Here is a 19,983-nt window from a genome sequence, read left to right on the forward strand (position 1 = left end):
AATTTTTCATTTCGACGGAGGAGAAATCCCATATCTTGAATGATACAAGCTGTTCACAATATGTGATTCTTCGTTCCCCAGAATAACCAAAAAACGCATTGATTTATGGGATTTCACGTGAGGGATAGGAGTGAAAAGCCACAGCTCCGATTTTCTCGGAGCGAGGACTTGTAGCGGATAGCCCGACCCGCCTACTGAGCTTGTCGAAGTATCTGGCGGGGCACGCCCAAAAAGTAAAAAAAAAACATAATATGAAGCAAAAAATAGTAGTAATGACAGGGATTTTTACCCTGATGATAACTGGAAGTATGAATGCACAAAAAATACCACATTTAGATCAAACGAAACCCATTGAAGAACGAATTGATTTGTTAATGCAACAAATGACGTTGGAGGAAAAAGTGGGACAAATGAACCAGTACAATGGTTTTTGGGAAGTAACGGGACCAGCGCCCAAAGGAGGCGATGCAGCAAAGAAATACGAACATTTACGCAAAGGATGGGTGGGCTCAATGCTTACAGTTCGTGGCGTGAAGGAAGTTAAAGCGGTTCAAAAAATAGCAGTCGAAGAAACCCGATTGGGGATTCCTCTGATTATAGGTTTTGATGTGATTCACGGATACAAAACCTTGAGTCCAATTCCGTTGGCTGAGGCTGCGAGCTGGGATTTGGAAGCGATTAAAAAATCGGCTCAAGTGGCAGCAGACGAAGCATCGGCGGTTGGGATCAACTGGACATTTGGCCCAAATGTAGATATTTCGAATGATGCGCGTTGGGGACGAGTGATGGAAGGTGCGGGAGAAGATCCTTATTTGGGAAGTAAAATTGCCAAAGCTAGAGTGACCGGTTTTCAAGGCGACACCAAAGCCGATTTAATGAAAGTGAATACGATAGCGGCTTGCGCGAAACATTTTGCGGCCTACGGTTTTGCCGAATCAGGAAGGGATTACAATACGGTAGACATTAGCGATTCTAAATTATACAATACCGTTTTGCCTCCGTTTAAAGCGGCGACAGATGTGGGTGTGCGTACGTTGATGAATTCGTTTAATATTTTGAATGGCGTTCCCGCTACAGGCAATGCATTTTTGCAAAGGGATATTTTAAAAGGACAATGGAAATTTGACGGTTTTGTGGTTTCAGATTGGGCTTCGGTTCGGGAAATGATTCCGCACGGTTTTGCCAAAGATGGAGCAGAAGCGACTGCAAAAGCAGTGATTGCAGGTTCGGATATGGATATGGAATCGCATTTGTATGTGGTCGAATTGGTGAAGTTGGTCAAAGAAGGAAAAGTAAAAGAAGCGCTGGTTGATGATGCCGTTCGCAGAATTTTGCGTGTGAAGTTTGAATTGGGCTTGTTTGATGATCCTTATAAATATTGCGATGAAAAGCGTGAGAAAGCGACCTTGGGTAGTAAATCTAATAATGAGGCAGTGCTAGATATGGCAAAGAAGTCGATTGTATTGTTGAAAAACGAAAAGGGGATACTTCCGCTAAAAAAATCGGGTCAAAAAATAGCCTTGATTGGGGCTTTGGCTAATGATAAAAACAGTCCGTTGGGAAGCTGGAGAATTGCTTCGGATGACAATACAGCGGTTTCGGTTTTGGAAGGAATGCAAAAGTATAAAGGCAACGTACTAACGTTTGAAAAAGGTGCCGATTTGACGGTGGGTAAAACCACGTTTATTGACGAACTGGTGTTCAATACTAACGATAAAAGTGGATTTGTTGCTGCTAAAAAAGTTGCAGCAAGCGCAGATGTTGTAGTGATGGTTTTGGGTGAGCACGGTTTTCAATCAGGAGAAGGACGTAGTAGAACGAATCTAGATTTACCGGGCGTTCAACAAGAATTATTAGAAGAAGTGTATAAAGTGAATCCAAATATTGTTTTGGTTTTAAACAACGGTCGACCTTTGGCTTTGCCTTGGGCAGCGGAACATATTCCTGCGATTGTTGAGGCTTGGCATTTGGGTACACAGACCGGTAATGCGGTGGCTCAGGTGTTGTATGGTGATTACAATCCGAGTGGTAAATTGCCAATGTCTTTCCCAAGAAATGTAGGTCAAGTGCCGATTTATTATAACAATTACAACACTGGAAGACCTGTAAATAGCGACAAAAATGTGTTCTGGTCGCATTATACTGATGTAGAGAAAACGCCTTTGTTTCCTTTTGGTTTTGGGTTGAGTTATACCACTTTTGACTATAAAAATTTAAAAATCAGCAAAGCTTCTTTCGCAAAAGGAGAGCCGGTTGTGGTTTCGGTGGATATTACCAATTCCGGTAATTATGATGGTAAAGAGGTGGTGCAATTGTATATCCAAGACGTTGCGGCAAGTTTGGCCAGACCTGTAAAAGAACTAAAAGGCTTCGAGTTGATTGCTTTGAAAAAAGGAGAAACCAAAACCGTAACCTTTACTTTGACTGAGAAGGAGTTAGGATTCTATGACAATGCAGGGAAGTACTTGGTAGAAGCGGGAACCTTTAAACTGATGGTTGGCGGAAGCTCGGATAAAGGTTTGGAAGGCCGATTTGAGTTGGAGTAATTCATAAACAAACACGAATTTCACGAATTTGCACCAATTATTTAGTGTAAATTCGTGAAATTCGTGTTTTATATTTAATTCAATTTAAATCAGGATTATGCAATACAACAGATGTGGAAAAAGTGGTTTGTTATTACCGCAAATTTCTTTGGGATTATGGCACAACTTCGGTTCGGTGGATTCTTTTGAAAATGCGGAAAGTATCGCCAAAACTGCTTTTGATCGAGGGATAACTCATTTTGATTTGGCCAACAATTACGGGCCGGTTCCAGGTTCGGCAGAGTCGAATTTTGGTCAGATACTAAAGAATAATTTTCAAGGAAATCTAAGAGATCAAATTGTAATTTCGACCAAAGCGGGCTACACTATGTGGGAAGGTCCTTATGGCGATTGGGGATCACGAAAATACCTGTTGTCAAGTTTGGATCAGAGCTTGAAGAGAATGAATGTAGACTATGTAGATATTTTTTATTCGCATCGTTTTGATACAGAAACGCCTTTAGAAGAAACGATGATGGCATTGGATTTTGCCGTTCGAAGTGGGAAAGCCTTGTATGCTGGTATTTCGAATTACAATCCAGAACAAACCAGAGAGGCAGCCGAAATTTTGAAGCGATTAGGTACTCCTTGTTTGATTCATCAAGCCAAATATTCAATGTTTGTAAGAACTCCCGAAGAAGGATTGCTAAATGTTCTCGAAGAAAAGGGTGTGGGTTGTATTGCTTTTTCGCCTTTAGCACAAGGTCTTTTGACCGATAAATATTTGAAAGGAATTCCAGAGAATTCTCGGGCTCACAATCCTAATGGACATTTACAAGAAGCCGAAGTTTCGGAGGAACGCATTCAGAAAATCATTCGATTGAACGAAATAGCAAAAGAGCGAAATCAATCTTTGGCACAAATGGCTTTGGCTTGGTTACTCAAAGACAGTAGGATTACTTCGGTGTTGATTGGAGCAAGTTCTGTGGGACAACTGAATAATAATCTCGACAGTTTGAATGCATTGTCTTTTACAGCGGATGAATTGGAGGCTATTGAACGTGTTTTGAGTTGAATACAATTTTTGAAATAGTAATTGATAAATAAAAAGGATGAAGTTTTGATAGGCTTCATCCTTTTTTTATTACATTTTTTTGATGCTTTTATTGTACTTTTTAATCAACTCCATAGTGCTGGTTTCTGACGAGAAAACAGAGTTTAATCCCTGTGGTTCTTGAGGAGGATCAGTGGTGAAGTCTAAGCCTATTTTCCATTTTCCATCTTTGGGATTGTTTTTGGCTATGCCCGCATACCCCCAAAAGTTCAAAGCAATAAAAGGTTCTTTTTCCTTAATAGCTTTCAACAGTCTATCGAATACAACTTTATAAAATTCGTTTCTATATACTACTGAAGCTTTTCTGTCTAGACTTTCTTGGCTTCTTGGATATCCAAATTCTTCTAATACAATTGGTTTTTGCAATCTCTTGGCGACTACGATATGCTCATCGATATAAGCTATTGTTTTTTCAATAGCGATTGGAGTGGATTCTTTCTCATCTTCTATCTTGTACCAGCCCCAGTTTTTGGGCCAAATGTGCATAGTTAAATAGTCTATATTCGGATTGGTATGTGTTCTTTCGAAGGTGGCTAAATCGTCATTAGAGCCCGCTTTCCCTTCAGAACCCGTTGTGATGAGGTGATTAGGATCCAATCGGTTCATTTCGTTTACCACTTCATTGAGCCATTGGGTGAAAGCGGCTTCATTTTCTTTAGTAAATACGCGAGGCTCATTGGCTACTTCCCAAGCCATAATAGCGGGATCCTCAGTGTATTTTTTATGGGTTATTGTATTGGTTCTTCCCATAATAAACTGAAGGTGTTTTATAAAATCGGCTTTGCAGGGTTCGCAAGTATGAAATTTGGAGGTGAATTCCATAAACTGCGGCCAAGTGTTGGGGGCAATATTGGGGTTAGGTACTTTTCCGTAACCATTCCACTCTAAATATTTTGCCATTCCGCCTGACCATTCCCAGTTGTTGTTGAGGTACAAAATGGCGTTCAAATCGCGTTTACCCATTTCGGATAACACATAATCTAGACCTTCTAATAGTTCAGTGTTATAACTATTTTTATTGGGTTGTAAGGCTGGTGTAACAGTATAATCTTGATCGCCGCCCTCGGCACCCACAAGGATTCTTAAATTGGTTATGCCATTAGCTTTGAGTTCATCCAATTCTTTTAAAAGACGCTTTCGGTCGCCTGTTTTGGTACCAATCATCGCACCATACCAATAATTTGTTCCAATAAAATGGTAGGCTTTACCGTTTTTGATGAATTGGTTATCTTTTACGGTAATCATTTTTTGAGCTTGTCCAATAGCAGTACAAACAAGTAAAAATGACAATAGGAATACTTTCTTCATTTGAAAATTAATTAGGTAAAACGTACATTTTAGGTAATTTATTAACCAGAGCCGATTTGGTTTTTGTAGCAAAAGTGGTAAAATCTGCTACGTTTGAAGTGCCTGGTGTGGGTACATAATAACCATCTTTTGAATTGGTCCAAAAGAGTACGTAACTTATCTCGATGTTGTTGTTGGTAAGGGAACTGTATAAATAAGTCGAGAACCAATTGGCTATGGCAGGAGTAGTAGCTGTAACTTGGTAACCTGTTTCGGTCATAGCTGCAATTTTTACTTTGCTAATGGCAAGTTCCGAAATCATTTTTAGTTTCGTATTGGCGCGATCGGCTCCGGTTTGCCCTTGGTTATTAAAGTCACCATAATTATCCATTCCGAGAACATCCACATAAGCGTCACCTGGATATCTGCTCAAATAGTTGGTTGCAGTGCTATATGAATTGTCAGGTGAAAAGGCATATAATACATTATGTACTCCTTTGGTGTTTTTGAGGTAATCGACCGTGAATTGAAAAGCTGTTTTGTACTCTTCTGCGGTGCAATAATTTTGTCCCCACCAAAACCAATTGCCATCAAATTCGTGAAATGGACGGAAAATTACAGGAATCAATACACCATTGGCATCTTTTAAGTTCAAGAAAACAGAAGCGACTTTGTCTAACTTTTGTTTGTACCAATTGTGGTTGCTTCCGCCGGGTAAAATACTTTTGAAAGCTGTTGCTTTTTGTTCTGTAGTCATATCGGCAGCATAGAAACTTTCTTCTTTCAAGGGTTCTCTCAAGTGCCACGCAAAAGTGGTGATCATTCCTTTGCCGAAGGCTTCTTTGGCATCATCAATGATTATTTTTTCTTGTTGGTAAAACCAATTATCGCTTTGTCCATTGTTGCTTTTGTCGGTAATGAACATAAAATCTAAACCTAAAACTGCAGGGTCGTTTCCTGTCGTTTTTTTAATATCAGATTGTGCTGATGAACCGTTGTTGTAAAAGCCATTAAAGGCGTCTTGTTGACCTATGGCAAAACGGGTTTTAGCAAGTTTTTTTAAATTGTAAAATAAGGCTACTGTTGCTTCGGTTGCATTGGCATCGACCATATAGGTTTTTACATTTTTGGTCGTAAGCAAATCAGTAACTACTACCGGAGGATCAACCACTACTGGTTCAGAAGTTGGATTGTCTTTTGAACAACTATTTAATCCTATTATTGTGACGAAAAATAGTATTTTAAGCAAGTGGTTTTTCATGTTGTTCTTTTAAATTCGGTGAATCAATTCTATACAAGCACGGCTGTTGTGGTAAGGGCATTTCCAGAAACCCGCTTTGTCCTTCTGCATAGTAGAATAATCGCTATTTATACCCCAAAACCATTCACCATTTTGATGGTCAATGATGTGTTTTTTGACAAAAGACCAATTTTTTAAAACGATGTCTAAATAGCCTTGACTTCCCGAAAGTTGCCAAGCATTGTAATAGCCAATCATCAATTCGGCTTGTGGCCATGAATGTTTTTCGGCCATTAATTTTTGTGTTTTAGGATTGTATTCGTACCATAGTCCTCCGTCAGTATCGATGCCTTCTTTGGTCACTTCGGCGATTTGTATTGCATATTTTTTATAGTTAGCAATCAAAGTAGTATCACCAGTTATTTCGGCGCATTGTAGCAATAACCAAGCAGCTTCAATATCGTGACCATAAGAAATGACATCCGGTTTTTCTATCCAATTTTCGTCAAAGAACAAACGCAAATGACCATTTTCGGTATTGATGAAATGGATTTCTATAGTAGTTAATAGTTCGATTATCGTTTGACGTAGCGTTTCGTCTTTCCAAACTTTATACAAATTGGCGTACCCTTCTACGATGTGTAAATGCGTGTTCATCGTTTTCTTTTCGTTGGCATCTTTGTCGCTCAAACGCAGGTCGTCAATGAGTTGCCAGTCACGAGTAAAGGCTTCTAAATAGCCTTTGTTTATTGGGTCAAAGCTATAAGTTTCTATTTTTTTATAAAGCTGAAGGGCTATCGTTAACGCTTCTTCATTTTTCGAAATCGAGTAATATTCAGCCATTCCGTAGATTACAAAACCTAGGGCATAAATTTGATTTTTGGTATCTTTTGGAGTACCATCAAAATTTAGACTCCAAAATATTCCACCATGTTCAGGGTCAAGAAAGTAGTTTTTGATGTATTCAAAAGCTCTTGTAGCGGTGTTTTTATGTTCTTCGTTTTTAGACAAATGATAGGCTGCCGAAAATGCCCAAAGAATTCGGGCATTTAAGACAGCGCCTTTTTCAGCATCTTCATTTTTATGATTTTCAAAATCAATTTGACCGATAAATCCTCCGTTTTTGTTATCGATTGTATGGGTCATCCAATACTCGAGAATATTTTGGAGTTCTAATCGTAACTCGATTTTTAGATTTTTTAATTCGGTTGTCACAGGTTTAGATTGATTTATTTTTTTCTACTTGTTTGATAATGGTTTGTACGGAACCTGCAGAAGTAAACGTATCTTCGGGTGTGTTGGTTACATAGTCAACTAATTGCTCAATACTTGAAACAGCTACGTGCATGCGCGTATCCGATGAAGCGTAATAGATATAAACGGTTCCATCTTCATCGGCAATCCAACCGTTTGAGAACAATACATTTGATACATCGCCGATTCTTTCCGTGTTTTCTGGAGCCATAAAATGTCCAGCAGGATAGTGTGTTACTTTCGAAATATCATTTAAATCAGTCATGAACATATAAAGAGTGTAGCGAAGACCAGCTGCCGTATTACGAACACCATGTGCCAAATGCAACCATCCTTTTGATGTTTTGATAGGAGCGGGGCCTAAACCATTTTTTAGTTCATAAACGGTATGGTATTGTTTTCCGTAAATAATTTGTTCTTCTTTTACTATTGGATTGGTCATTTCTTCTACATAACCCAAACCGATACCGCCTCCATTACCAACATCTATGAAGCCATCTTGTGGACGAGTGTACAATGCATATTTTCCATCTACAAATTCAGGATGTAAAACCACATTTCGTTGTTGTCCCGTATTTGAGATTAGGTCAGGTAATCGCTCCCAATTCACTAAATCTTTGGTACGAACAATTCCTGCATTGGCAATAGCCATACTCGTGTCACCAGCAGGAGCTTTTGGGTCTTTGCGTTCGGTACAAAAGATGCCATAAATCCAGCCGTCTTCGTGTGAAATTAAACGCATATCGTACACGTTGGTATCAGGTTCTCCGGTTTGAGGGATAACACAAGGTTTGTCCCAAAATTTAAAATTATCCACTCCATTTGGACTTTCAGCAATAGCGAAAAAAGATTTTCTGTCTACACCTTCTACACGCACCACAGTGATGTATTTGTTGTTCCATTTTAGGGCTCCAGCATTGAATGTTGCATTAATGCCAATCCGTTCCAAAAGCAACGGATTGCTTTTTGGGTCAAAGTCATAACGCCATTCAAGTGGAGTGTGACCAGCGGTTATAATTGGGTTTTTGTAACGGGTATATATTCCGTTTCCAGCGGTGTTTTCTGGTTCGTTTTTTTTCTCAATTAGCACTTGAAATTCTTTTTTCAAGTTTTCTAATCTTTGTGTTACTATGTTGTTTTCAGATGTAATCATGCTATAAAAATGCTAGTTCAAAATTTATTTTATTGTTCTCTTTTATTGTTGAGTTCGTCTTCTATTATTTGTAATTTTTGTTCGTTCAGAGGGTAAAAGAAGATGAAAATCACGGATATTGCTGCTGCTATTGCAGGGAGTACACTTAGCATAAGTTGAATACCGTTTTGAGTATCGGCAGTTTGCGCTACATTCGCTTGAAATCCATAATACCCTAATAACCATCCAGTTCCTGCGCCTCCAATTGTCCAGCCAAACTTTTGTGACATTGAAGAAGCAGAAAAAACTAATCCCGTTGCTCTTCTACCTTGTTTCCATTCAGAATAATCAGCACTATCAGCATACATCGACCAGATTAATGGGAAGATACAACCTGCACAAATGCTTATTAATACCTGAAAACTTAAGATCCAATAGATTTCATCGTTTTTGAACAGATAGAAAATCAAACTAAAAATTGCTGCTAGAAACATTGCGCCAAGGAATGTGTTTTTCTTTCCTAATCTATTGGCAATAGGTGTAGCAATTACAACCCCAATAATATTGGCAGCTTGTCCTAAAACCAAATAAATAGAAGTAGGTGTCATATGAAAATCAGTCCCGAAAAGGGTGAAATCAAAATTAATGGTACTACTTACATAGTATTTGAAATAGTAAACCGCAGCTCCATCTCTAATCGAATTGAAGATCAATGCCCCAATTCCGGCGCCTAGTAGAATCCACCAAGGGCGATTTTTTAGTAAGTCGTTTAAATCTTCTTTCAAATTCGATTTTTCGTCAGAGATAGGTTGTACTCTTTCTTTAGTCCATAAAAAACAGGCCCAAAAGAAAATGGTGGTAATCACTCCAAAAACGGCGATTGTTATCAACCAACCTGATTTTGAATTCAGGTTCCCACCAAAATAATTTACTAAGGGTTCGATAAGCCAAAGTGCTAATAAACTTCCTCCAAATGCAAAAACCATACGGTAAGAGGAAAGGGTTGTTCTTTCTTTTCGGTCAGAGGATAAAACGCCAAGCAATGAGGCATAAGGTACATTGATTACAGAATACACCATCATCATTAAAGAGTAGGTCACGTAAGCGTAAATGATTTTGCCTTTTTCGTCAAAGTCTGGCGTGTAAAAAGTTAGGACTCCAATTATTGCAAAGGGTATGGCAGTCCACAATAAATAAGGCCTGAATTTCCCCCATTTTGATGTTGTTCTATCTGCCAGAATTCCTACGATGGGGTCAAAGCAAGAATCCCAAATTCTAGTGATTAAAAACATGGTTCCAACTACTGCTGGTGCTAGACCAAATACATCTGTGTAGAAAAACAGTAGATACATGCTGAATATTTTCCAAAACATAGAAGAGGCAGCATCGCCAAGTCCGTAACCTATTTTTTCTTTTAAACTTATTTTTTCGTGCATTTGTAAATAAAACTTAATTGTTATTTTTTGTTATTTGTAAAGTTTAGCCTTTGCAGCATCACGTCCAAATAAAGTTTGTTTCAAATTGTAAAAGTCAACAAAATCTTTTTCGCTTGGATGTCCTTTAAAAGGGGTGTAGTAATGCATCTTTTGTTCTTTTTCCTGCCAACCTTGGTTTCTCCATAATAGGACATAAGAAATTTTATAGTCACCAATAGCTTTCATCAAAGTGTCGGTCCACCATTTATCATAAGGAATTGTCTCGAATCCCGTTTCAGCAAAAGCCATGATTTTATTCTGTTCCTTTGCAAGGGTACTTACAATTTTGAGTTGCCGTTGACAATTCTCTATAAATGACTCAGCAGTTGGCGGATAACTATGATAGGTGTCGAAAGTCAACATATCTACATAATCAGCTCCGGGATACGATGCTAAGTATTCTTCTCTAGTTTTAAACCTATCCGTGTTGTATAGATAAATTAAATTATGAACGTCTTTGCTTTGTAAATAGTCAAAAGTAAATCGCCATAGTGCAATCAAATCTTCAGAAGTTGCGTTGTTTTTTCCCCACCAAAACCAGCTTCCGTTTAGTTCGTGAAAAGGGCGAAATAAAACAGGAATTGGTTTCCCTTTTTTGTCTTTTAGAGCACTAAAAAATGTTGCAATTTCATTTAGCCAAGATTTGTATTTTTCATGACTTGTACCATTTGGTAATGCAGCTGCTAATGAATTTGGGGTGGTATCCGATACTGGACCTCCTGTCAATGGATTGTCACAATGCCAACTTACGGTTATAACACCTCCACGAGAATGGCCTTCAATAATGTATTGTTTCATTTTGTCGAAAGGAACTCCATCTATATTCTTATCAGATTTTTTTTCGAGTCCTGCCAAATCCCATCCATATACTGCTGGATAATCATTTGTTACATCTTTTACATCGCTACGACCTTCTTCGTATCTCCATTTCACGCCATAGGCTAGGTCATCTTGGTGTCCAAAAAGAATACCTTTTTGTGTCAAGGCTTGTAAATTTTTGTATAACTTTTGCGTCTCAGGAGTAGCTTTTTTATCTACGAGCAATGGGGTAGAAGCACTTTTCTGAGCATAACTGAAGATGGTTATCCCAAAGGAAAAAACGAGAAATAGTCTTTTTATTTTTATGGTTTGCATTTATTTGGTTTTAGCGATGGCAAGCAATGTTTTGTATATTAGAATACATAAAAATGAGGTCTTTTAAAAAATATTTCTTGGTAATCCATATAATCATTTTTATGTAATAGGAGCTTTTAATTTTAGTTTGCAAATAGGAAATTACTTCCGTTTTAATTGTAAACTTTTAACGCTTTTACTTCATTCTGAAATAAAGTTGTTTCGCTATTGTAAAATTTCTTAAAGTCTTCTTTCACCTCTGTTGATGAGCTACTATTTGGAATAAATAAATTACTTTGATTAGAATCCCAAGGTGCATTAAACCATGCTAGAGCCCAAGCTATTCTAATGTCGCTTCCACCGTCTTGAATCGCTTTTAAAATAGTTGATGTCCAGAATGTTGGAGCGTCGTTTATATAATTTCCTTTTCCAGTTTCAGATAAGATGGCTACTTTATTGTGGGTAGTTGCGAATTTGGTCAAATCAATAAGGTTGTTTTTTAGTGTTGTCACATTTTGGCTATATGCATCAATGCCTACAAGGTCTACATAGTCATCACCTGGATAATAACTGCTATTTATTTTCTCATTAGGAGTCCAACCGAATAAAATCAAATTTGATTTATTTCTCATATAGTCTACGGTCAATCTATAAAAATCGATGTACAGTTGTGGGCTGTGATTGGTAGCTTGTGTACCCCACCAAAACCAATTTCCATCCATTTCATGAAATGGTCTATAAACGATAGGAAATCCTAAATCATTGTTAATGATATTTAGTACCTGATCTAATTCTTTATAAAACCAATCTCTTGCATTGTTTCTATTATTTACAATATCAAACATTAGACTTTTGTCTGTACTTGTTGTAATATCATTAAAATATATTTTGTTATCACTTTTGCTTTGTTGATGAAAATCAAAGGTTACAATTGATCCATTTGCATATGCATGTTTAGCTTCATCAATGTGAAGTTGTTTTTGTGAGGCAGTTTTATAAAGCATGTAATGTGGATCAATTCCATAAACACCTGGGTGGTCTCCTGTAACGTCTTTGCAGTCGGAGGTGTTTAAGTCAAAATCAAGACTTTTTAATTGAAAAGATAAAGGGAATTCTTGCCCAAAAATGAATTTGTCACTATTTGCAATTGATGCAATGTTTGTAAACAGGTTTTTAGTTTCTTGAGTTGCATTATTGTCGATAGGGGTATAAACTCCTTGTTGCGTAACACTTATTGTTATTGTATCTGTCGCTGTGTCACCACTAGTGTCAGTCACTTTTAAAACTATGGTATGAATTCCAAGGTTTAAGTTTGTTGATAGCGTAGGAGTAGTGCCAAGTATAGTGTTTCCATTTTTCCATTCATAAGCAACAAGAGCCGCTTCGGAATCGGACGATTTTGAGCCATCCAATGTTACTGTTGCAGTATTTGTTCCTTTTGGAAGAATAATGTATTTGTCATCACCAGCCATTGCAACAGGCAAATTATTTGGGAATGAATTGATGGTAACGGTATACTTTTTATTTTTTTCTCCTTTAAAATTTAAATCGTATTGTACTGGTAGCGTAAAATTATTTTTGGTCTGACCAGATATTTGTAGCGTAGACCCAACATATAGACTAGTTTCAGAAGGTAATTCAAATTTAGCCGTTAAGTTGTTTAAACTTGTTCCTGAAGGGACATTTGCAGTAATTGAATTATCGCTATTTATAGTAAAAGGGGTGTTGGTTAGTTCAACGATACTGAAAGAAAGTAATTTCTTGTCACTTTCTACAGTGGGTTCGTTACTAGAGCAAGAAGACACTAGTACTGTCAAGATAAATATTTTAAAAATTTTTTTCATTTGATTTATTTTATGACTTAAAGTATTTTACTCGACATGTTTTTGATTAAACAGGGTGTGTTACCCACCCTGTTTAATTAAAAAACCATTCAAACAAAAACAAAATATGAAACTAATACCTAAAAATGTCAATTTAGGTGGACAATACTAATCTGTTACTAAGTTTGGATCTAAAGGCGCAGTTGTAAAAATAAATGAGTCTACATTTACTTCCATTGCAGTTCCTTTAGCAAGGTTTCCACCATATAATTGGATTCCCATTGTAAAGGCTTTGGTTGGATCAAATTTGCTCAAATCACCTTCGCCTGGGGTAAGTTTGATGGAACGCCAAACCCACTTGTTGTTTGTTGGAACAAATTTATAATCATCTCCATACCCTTGCGATTTTGTAAAATGCATCCAACCTTGACCAAAGTCAAATTGGAAATATCCTTCTTTGTTTCCTGTATTTAAAAGGAAGTTAATCCAAATTCCATTGGCATAAACTGCTGGATCAAGTGCTTTTACATCCCATGATGCTTGACCTAATTTATTATCCCATCCTTGAGAAACTCCTGTTAAACTAGCATAGTTAGAGCCTTGGTTGTAACCTTGTAAGCTGCTTGAATTTGGCAAAATATTCCAAGTAGATCCAGCTGGCGTTTCGCAATTCCAAGCTATGGTTGGGTTTAAAGGTCCATCTGTAATCATTACTTGGTCAACTGCAATATAGAAAGGAGTTCCATTTACATTACCACCACGGAATTGAATTCCAATTCTATCCAATTTACCTTTTACTACTGGGAATCCCATTTTTTCAAGGTCATAAGAACGCCATTCCCAATTTGTAGTATTGATTTTATAATCATCACCATATCCGAATGCGCCTGTAAAGTGTCGGTCTTCAGTTTTTCCACCTGCAGTAATAATAGGTTGTACATAACCTTGGCCACCAGCTGTATTCACTAAGAATGTAATGTGAGGTTTATTGTATGCAGATAAATCATATCCTTTACCACCATTGTCATTTTCTACTTTCAAATAAACACCATTCCATCCGTTTGCTGAAGCAGCTTTAACTTCTAAGGCTTTGCCGTATTCTCCAGCTATTGTTGTATGAGTAAATGGACTTGAAGCATCACCATTAACCGCATTGAATGGAGCATCAAAATCGCTAATCATTAATGTTTGTTTTGGTGTATAAGTGTTAACCGGTTTAACCACTAGAATTGCTGGAGAGGTTTGTTTTTCTCCTGTTTTAGGGGTAACTTCAATAGTAGCAAACTCGCCAATTTCCATTTCAACTCCAGCTGAAGAGTAAGAAACTTTTTGAGGGCTTGCTGCACCAAATAAGGCAACAACTTTACCATTGACTTTAACTTCTTTTATCAAATCTAAATTCTCACCTATCATTAAAAAAGGTTTTCCTTTTTGAATATTAACTGGCCAAGTGATTACTTTAGCTGGATAAAATTGAGGTTTAATGATTTGAATGGATTCAAATTTTCTTTTGTACTTATTAAAAAGAGTTATTGGACCACTCTCTATTTGTCGAGGAACCTCAACAGTCATGTTGTCAGCGCTTTGTTTTATGATTTTAAATTCACTAGCACCTACTGAAACATTGGTTACGAAATTTAAGTTTGTTCCTTTTAAAATAATTTCTGTCCCAACAAATGGTGTTTCATTTGATATTTCTGTGATTGTTGAAGCAGGTAAATTAATATCGGAATCGTCTGAGAATGCCACATCTTCGCAATTGTACAACAGTACAGCAACAAAGGCAATCAATGCGGTTTTAATTATATTCTTTTTCATATAAAATTTGGTTTTTTGTTTATAGGAGACTAGTATATTGCAATTTATGGTCGTTTTTATGGCTCATTTTAGAGCAACATACTTAGTATCCTATAATTTAGTTGTTAATATCCTGTGTTTTGGTCAAGATTCCATGCTTGAGCTTCTGTTTGTGGGATTGGTAATAGAGGTACTTTATTACCATTAGGCCCATCAATTGATTTCGCTATTCCGCTTGCTTTTATATTTGGGAATTGTTTATAGGCTTTAACACCTAATCCGTAATTACTTCCTGGAGCACGACGAATATTTTTTTCATTGTCAATCACATTAAAATATCTTCCTGTTCTAACTAGGTCATAAAAACGAATTTGTTCCATCGCTAGCTCTAAACGTCTTTCTTTCCAAATATCCGTTAAGAGTTGATTACCTGTTGAGTTAATATCTGGAAGGTTTACAGATGTTGGAGCTGCGCTATAATCCATTTTGCCTTCAGCATATCCTTTGCAATAGGTACTGTTTCTTGCTCTATTTCTAATCATGTTTAGTTTAGAGGTAGCTTCGCTGAATCTACTTAAGTACCAAGCAGCCTCCGCGTGCATTAATAAAACATCAGCATAACGAATAATTTTTATGTTTCTGTCACCCGCTTTAGCTAGTGCTGGTTTTACAGGAAGTGCTGCTTTTCTATTAAGCCAATCTGATCCTTGTTCATTACGATCGTATTTTCTTTTAACACCGTATAAAATTCCATTGTTAAAACTTTCACCATAAACAACACAAGATAATCGAGGGTCATTTGTAACAGATACATTATAGGCTTCAACTAAATCTGGTGTTGGATTGTTGAAACCCCAACCAGAATCGTCTTTTCTGTTTCCTTGAAAGTTATAGAAATTGGTTCCAATTGAACCTGGAGCTAAATCACTTGCACCAACTCCAAATTGAATTTCGAATACTGATTCTGCATTGTTTTTACTTTCTGTTTCCCATAATGTAGCATAGTTAGGCATTAAGGAGTATTCCCCAGAGTTTATTACTGCATTGGTTTGATCGTAAACTTGTTGCCAAGTAATCTTACTGTCTTTATCTGTACCAATTTGATACATATAGACACGAGCTAATAAAGCTCTAGCAGCTCCTTTGCTTGCTCTACCAGCTTCTGCTAATGGAATTGCGCCTTTTTCAGGTAATAAATCAATTGCTTTAGTTAAATCGGCAGCAATTTGAGTATAGCATTCGTTTAAACTAGCACGTTTTATTTTACCAAAATCAGATGGTTTAACAGAGGTTGTAAAGAGTGGTACACCGCCATAAGTACGAACTAGATACCAGTAGAAATACGCTCTCATAAAAGAAGCTTCTCCAATTAATCTGTCGCGTACAGATGGATTCCAACTTACGTTAGGAAGGTTATCAAGTGCGAAGTTAGCACGTGAAACGCCCCAAAAACCATGAATCCAAAAATCACTTGCAAAACCAATTTGAGGAGTCATTGTGAAGTCTAGCATTTCCCACATGGCAGCATAGTCACCGTCGTTACTACCTTTTTCAGCATCATCAGAACGGATATCACTCAAGAAAAAATCGTGGTGATGTCCCATCCATTGTCCATCAGGACCTGCTCCTTCATCTAGTTGGAGCATATCATAAAGACCTATTATTGCACGTACACCATTTTCTTGACTATCAAAAAAGTTGGCACTATTTTCTGCTCCTTGTGGCTCAAGATCTAGGAAGTCTGAGCAACTCCAAAAACCTAGTATTGAGACTGTAATTAGGATAATGTATTTTGCTTTTTTCATAACTATCAGTTTTTGCTTTTATTAAAAGTTAATATTTACACCAAATGAATAAGTGGTTGGTTGTGGGTAATTTACCATATCAATTCCATAATAGAATGGATTTCCGTATAGTCCAAATAACTCAGGATCAAGACCAGTGTATTTGGTAAAGGTTAACAAGTTATCGATAGTTGTGTAGAATCTTAAGCTTTTAACACCAATTTTTTTAGAACTTGTTTCAGGAATTGTATATCCTAACTGTATGTTTTTTAAACGAATATAAGAACCATCTTCAACATATAAATCGGAAAAATTCTCAGTATTTTTATTTAAATCCGCCGCATTTAATCGAGGAATATTTGAATTTGGATTGTTAGGTGTCCAAGAGTTTACTGCCATATCTCTACTAATATTTGTTTCGAACATTCTAGAGTTGTATAACGTTTGGCGCATTGAATTTACAATTTCATTTCCATAAGAACCTACGAAAAACATTACCATATCAATTCCTTTGTAAGATAAGTTGATATTAAGTCCACCAGTTAAATCTGGACTTGCGCTACCTAAATACGTCATGTCAAGTTCTGTAATTTTGCCATCACCATTTCTGTCCACAAATTTCACATCTCCTAGTCCAGCATTAGGTTGAATAGGCACATTGTTATTTTGGTAAGCATCTAATTGGGCTTGCGTTTTAAAAAGTCCATCGGTTTGGTACCCATAAAAATAAGCTATTTCTCTACCAACTTCTGTTTTTGTAGTATTACCTAATCGTCCAACACCACCACTACGGATAGGATCTCCACCTGCTAAACTTGTTATTTCATTTCTGATTATCGCTAGATTTAGACCAACATCATATTTGAAATCGTTTTTATTATTAGCGTAATTTAAACTAAATTCAAATCCTTTATTTTGCATTGTACCTGCATTTACAGCTGGTCTTCTTTTTCCAGCATAGGTAGGAATTGGTTTAGAAAGAATCATATCATTCGTGTTTCTGATAAAGTAATCAAAAGTTCCTTTAAGAGTATTGTCGAATAATCCAAAATCTAGCCCAACGTTAAATTGCTCTGAACTCTCCCAAGTTAATTCTGTATTCGCCAGTTGTTGTTGTACGGCACCTTCTACTGGAATTCCATTGAAAGTATAATTATATCCACCGTTTACACTTGAAACGAAATCAAAATTTCCGGCACTTCCTTGGTTACCCACTTGTCCCCAACCAGCGCGTAGTTTTAATGTTGGAAGGGTACTTTCTAAGTTTGACATGAATTTTTCTTTATGAATATTCCAACTTGCAGCAAAAGAAGGGAAGGTTCCCCAGCGTTGATTAGGCATAAATTTTGAACTTCCGTCAGCTCTAACAGTTGCAGTTATTACGTATTTATTATCCCAAGAAAAATTACCACGTGCATAAAAGGACTGTAATCTGTTTTCGCTTTGTCCTCCACCAAGTCCAAATAAGACAGCATCTTTGTGAGCTCCAAGATATTGAAGAGAAGCTGTTTCTGGAACATTGTAACCTCTAGCCCAAATATCAGAGTATTTATTGGCTTGCATCTCCGTACCTAAAGTTGAATTGATGTTTAACTTGTCAATTTTTTTATTATATGAAAAATAGTTAGTAAACACCCAATTCAAACCTTGTCCTCTACTTTGATAAAGTGATGAAATCTCATTTCTTTGAGTAGGAGTAATGAAATACTGTGGGCTGTATGTTTTTGTCTCGTTATAATCCATAATTGCCCCAAACTGAGTTCGGAATGACAAGCCTTCTGTAAACAAATCATCGACTTGGAAGTAGAAGTTACCCATATATCGATTACCGATATTTTTTTCTTTTTCTGCAAGATGAATCGCTAAAGCCGGATTTGTTGCAGCTTGAGAATAATAAATTTCTCCAAAGAAATTGGTATAGTTGTCGAAAGGTACAGAGATTGGGTCAGAACGTAAAGCGCCAGGAATTGTACCGCTATAGAAATCATTTCTTTCTCCAGGTCTTTCAAAATGAACATAGTTGAAGTTCAAGCCAAGTTTTATCTTCTCTGTCAATTTTATGTTGTTATTGGAATGGAACATCAATTTGTCAAGTTTAGTTCCTCTAACAATACCTTCTTCATGAGATGTTGTAAAACCATGATCAAAAGAATAAGAATCTTTATTACCAGAAATTCCAACATTAAAGCGGGTATTAAGTGCTTGACGATAAATTACTTTTTGCCAGTCTGTTCCTTTTAAATAATTTCCGGCAGCTTGTTGGTCAAGAACATAGTTAATAATGTCATCATCTAAACCAATTGCTTTACGTGCCGTCGCAAATTCTGTAGCATCAGCAAGATCTAAAAATTTGTTAGCAACAGAAACACCAGTTAGAGCGGTTGCTAAAACCTCAACTTTACTATTTTTTGAACCTGTTCGAGTTTTGATAAGTATTACCCCATTTGCACCACGAGAACCATAAATCGCTGTTGCAGAGGCATCTTTTAATACTTCCATAGTTTCAATGTCCGAAGGTGCAATATGACTGATATCTCCCATTGGGAAACCGTCAACTACATAAAGCGGATCCGAATTGTTAATGGTACCAATACCACGAATACGGATACTTACGCCTGATCCTGGACTACCTGAATTGGAAAGTACATTTACTCCAGCTACACGGCCTTGAAGTGCTCTAGCAGCATCTATAGAAGTTACTTTTTGAATATCTGCTACATTTACTTTACCAACACTACCTGTAACATCACTTTTCTTAATTGTTCCATAACCTACTACAACAACATCGTGTAATTCAGTAATCTCTGTTACAAGGGCTATCTTTATTGAACTCTTGTTTCCAACTGTAACTTTCTGAGTTTTGTATCCGTTATAGGAGAAAACCAATACGTCTTGTTCGTTAGTAACTCTGATAGTAAAACTTCCATCATAATCTGAGATGGTTCCGTTTTTTGAACCATTAATTGTTACAGATACTCCTGGTAGAGGAACATTGCTTCCGTCAGTTACTGTTCCACTTATTGTTTTTACTTGAGCAAAGGATTCCCAAGACAAAACAATTAAAAAAAACAGTAAAATAATTCTAAGTTTTTTTTTCATAATAAAAATTGGTTAAGTCAAAAGTAATAACTACTTCTTGTTGTAATTATGTGCTTTATTGGTTAATAAAAAATGGTTTAAAAAGTGATTGTATAGTTTTATAAACTAATAAATCAAAAGTAGAATATTGTAATTGAGTTGTCTAATATTTTTATTTCAAAAACTAATACAATTTTTACTTTTAGTAGTAATCTTGAATATGATAATTAATATATACATAATATTTGATATTCAAAAAAATGAATTTTTGAAAAAAACACCTAAATAAATTGTGATATTTAAAAGTGATTTGATTACATGTGCGTATAAATTTAACAAATCTGCTCTGTTTTATAATTTT

At 36.6% G+C, this 19,983-nt stretch carries 12 protein-coding genes; 2 read left to right on the forward strand and 10 right to left on the reverse strand.

What is annotated here, in order from left to right; genetic code table 11:
* Positions 1-251: 251 nt before the first annotated feature.
* On the forward strand, positions 252-2,546 hold the full coding sequence (gene bglX / locus FLAVO9AF_RS06415) for a beta-glucosidase BglX (RefSeq protein ID WP_159685908.1): 2,295 nt from the start codon (positions 252-254) through the stop codon (positions 2,544-2,546).
* Positions 2,547-2,643: 97 nt separating this feature from the next.
* Positions 2,644-3,600, forward strand: a complete 957-nt coding sequence (locus FLAVO9AF_RS06420) for an aldo/keto reductase (RefSeq protein ID WP_159685910.1) — start codon at positions 2,644-2,646, stop codon at positions 3,598-3,600.
* A gap of 69 nt (positions 3,601-3,669) precedes the next feature.
* On the opposite strand, the gene FLAVO9AF_RS06425 is transcribed toward FLAVO9AF_RS06420, so the two are convergent.
* From FLAVO9AF_RS06425 to FLAVO9AF_RS06470, 10 genes are all read right to left on the reverse strand, one after another.
* Positions 3,670-4,947, reverse strand: a complete 1,278-nt coding sequence (locus FLAVO9AF_RS06425; RefSeq protein ID WP_159685912.1) for a cellulase family glycosylhydrolase — start codon at positions 4,945-4,947, stop codon at positions 3,670-3,672.
* A 7-nt stretch (positions 4,948-4,954) separates the two neighbouring features.
* On the reverse strand, positions 4,955-6,187 hold the full coding sequence (locus FLAVO9AF_RS06430; protein WP_159685915.1) for a glycoside hydrolase family 26 protein: 1,233 nt from the start codon (positions 6,185-6,187) through the stop codon (positions 4,955-4,957).
* Between the two features lie 9 nt (positions 6,188-6,196).
* Complete coding sequence (locus FLAVO9AF_RS06435; RefSeq protein WP_159685918.1) at positions 6,197-7,381, reverse strand: AGE family epimerase/isomerase; 1,185 nt, start codon at positions 7,379-7,381, stop codon at positions 6,197-6,199.
* Between the two features lie 4 nt (positions 7,382-7,385).
* Positions 7,386-8,573 (reverse strand): glycosidase, encoded by a 1,188-nt coding sequence (locus FLAVO9AF_RS06440; RefSeq protein ID WP_159685921.1) that lies wholly within the window; start codon positions 8,571-8,573, stop codon positions 7,386-7,388.
* Between the two features lie 29 nt (positions 8,574-8,602).
* Complete coding sequence (locus FLAVO9AF_RS06445) at positions 8,603-9,988, reverse strand: MFS transporter (protein ID WP_159685924.1); 1,386 nt, start codon at positions 9,986-9,988, stop codon at positions 8,603-8,605.
* A gap of 30 nt (positions 9,989-10,018) precedes the next feature.
* Positions 10,019-11,161, reverse strand: coding sequence for a glycoside hydrolase family 26 protein (locus FLAVO9AF_RS06450; RefSeq protein ID WP_159685927.1), 1,143 nt, complete (start codon positions 11,159-11,161; stop codon positions 10,019-10,021).
* A 152-nt stretch (positions 11,162-11,313) separates the two neighbouring features.
* The gene (locus tag FLAVO9AF_RS06455; RefSeq protein WP_159685930.1) at positions 11,314-12,984 is read right to left on the reverse strand and encodes a glycosyl hydrolase; all 1,671 of its coding nucleotides are present in this window, start codon (positions 12,982-12,984) and stop codon (positions 11,314-11,316) included.
* 147 nt (positions 12,985-13,131) lie between these two features.
* Positions 13,132-14,781, reverse strand: a complete 1,650-nt coding sequence (locus FLAVO9AF_RS06460) for an IPT/TIG domain-containing protein (RefSeq protein ID WP_159685935.1) — start codon at positions 14,779-14,781, stop codon at positions 13,132-13,134.
* Positions 14,782-14,885: 104 nt separating this feature from the next.
* On the reverse strand, positions 14,886-16,565 hold the full coding sequence (locus FLAVO9AF_RS06465) for a RagB/SusD family nutrient uptake outer membrane protein (protein WP_159685938.1): 1,680 nt from the start codon (positions 16,563-16,565) through the stop codon (positions 14,886-14,888).
* 21 nt (positions 16,566-16,586) lie between these two features.
* Positions 16,587-19,643, reverse strand: coding sequence for a TonB-dependent receptor (locus FLAVO9AF_RS06470; RefSeq protein WP_159685943.1), 3,057 nt, complete (start codon positions 19,641-19,643; stop codon positions 16,587-16,589).
* Positions 19,644-19,983 lie beyond the last annotated feature (340 nt).

The sequence above is a fragment of the Flavobacterium sp. 9R genome (assembly GCF_902506345.1).
GTDB lineage: Bacteria > Bacteroidota > Bacteroidia > Flavobacteriales > Flavobacteriaceae > Flavobacterium.

Coding starts and splice junctions, on each gene's coding strand:
- bglX (WP_159685908.1), top strand. CDS start 252: ATGAAGCAAAAAATAGTAGTAATGACAGGGATTTTTACCCTGATGATA.
- FLAVO9AF_RS06420 (WP_159685910.1), top strand. CDS start 2,644: ATGCAATACAACAGATGTGGAAAAAGTGGTTTGTTATTACCGCAAATT.
- FLAVO9AF_RS06425 (WP_159685912.1), bottom strand. CDS start 4,947: ATGAAGAAAGTATTCCTATTGTCATTTTTACTTGTTTGTACTGCTATT.
- FLAVO9AF_RS06430 (WP_159685915.1), bottom strand. CDS start 6,187: ATGAAAAACCACTTGCTTAAAATACTATTTTTCGTCACAATAATAGGA.
- FLAVO9AF_RS06440 (WP_159685921.1), bottom strand. CDS start 8,573: ATGATTACATCTGAAAACAACATAGTAACACAAAGATTAGAAAACTTG.
- FLAVO9AF_RS06445 (WP_159685924.1), bottom strand. CDS start 9,988: ATGCACGAAAAAATAAGTTTAAAAGAAAAAATAGGTTACGGACTTGGC.
- FLAVO9AF_RS06450 (WP_159685927.1), bottom strand. CDS start 11,161: ATGCAAACCATAAAAATAAAAAGACTATTTCTCGTTTTTTCCTTTGGG.
- FLAVO9AF_RS06455 (WP_159685930.1), bottom strand. CDS start 12,984: ATGAAAAAAATTTTTAAAATATTTATCTTGACAGTACTAGTGTCTTCT.
- FLAVO9AF_RS06460 (WP_159685935.1), bottom strand. CDS start 14,781: ATGAAAAAGAATATAATTAAAACCGCATTGATTGCCTTTGTTGCTGTA.
- FLAVO9AF_RS06465 (WP_159685938.1), bottom strand. CDS start 16,565: ATGAAAAAAGCAAAATACATTATCCTAATTACAGTCTCAATACTAGGT.
- FLAVO9AF_RS06470 (WP_159685943.1), bottom strand. CDS start 19,643: ATGAAAAAAAAACTTAGAATTATTTTACTGTTTTTTTTAATTGTTTTG.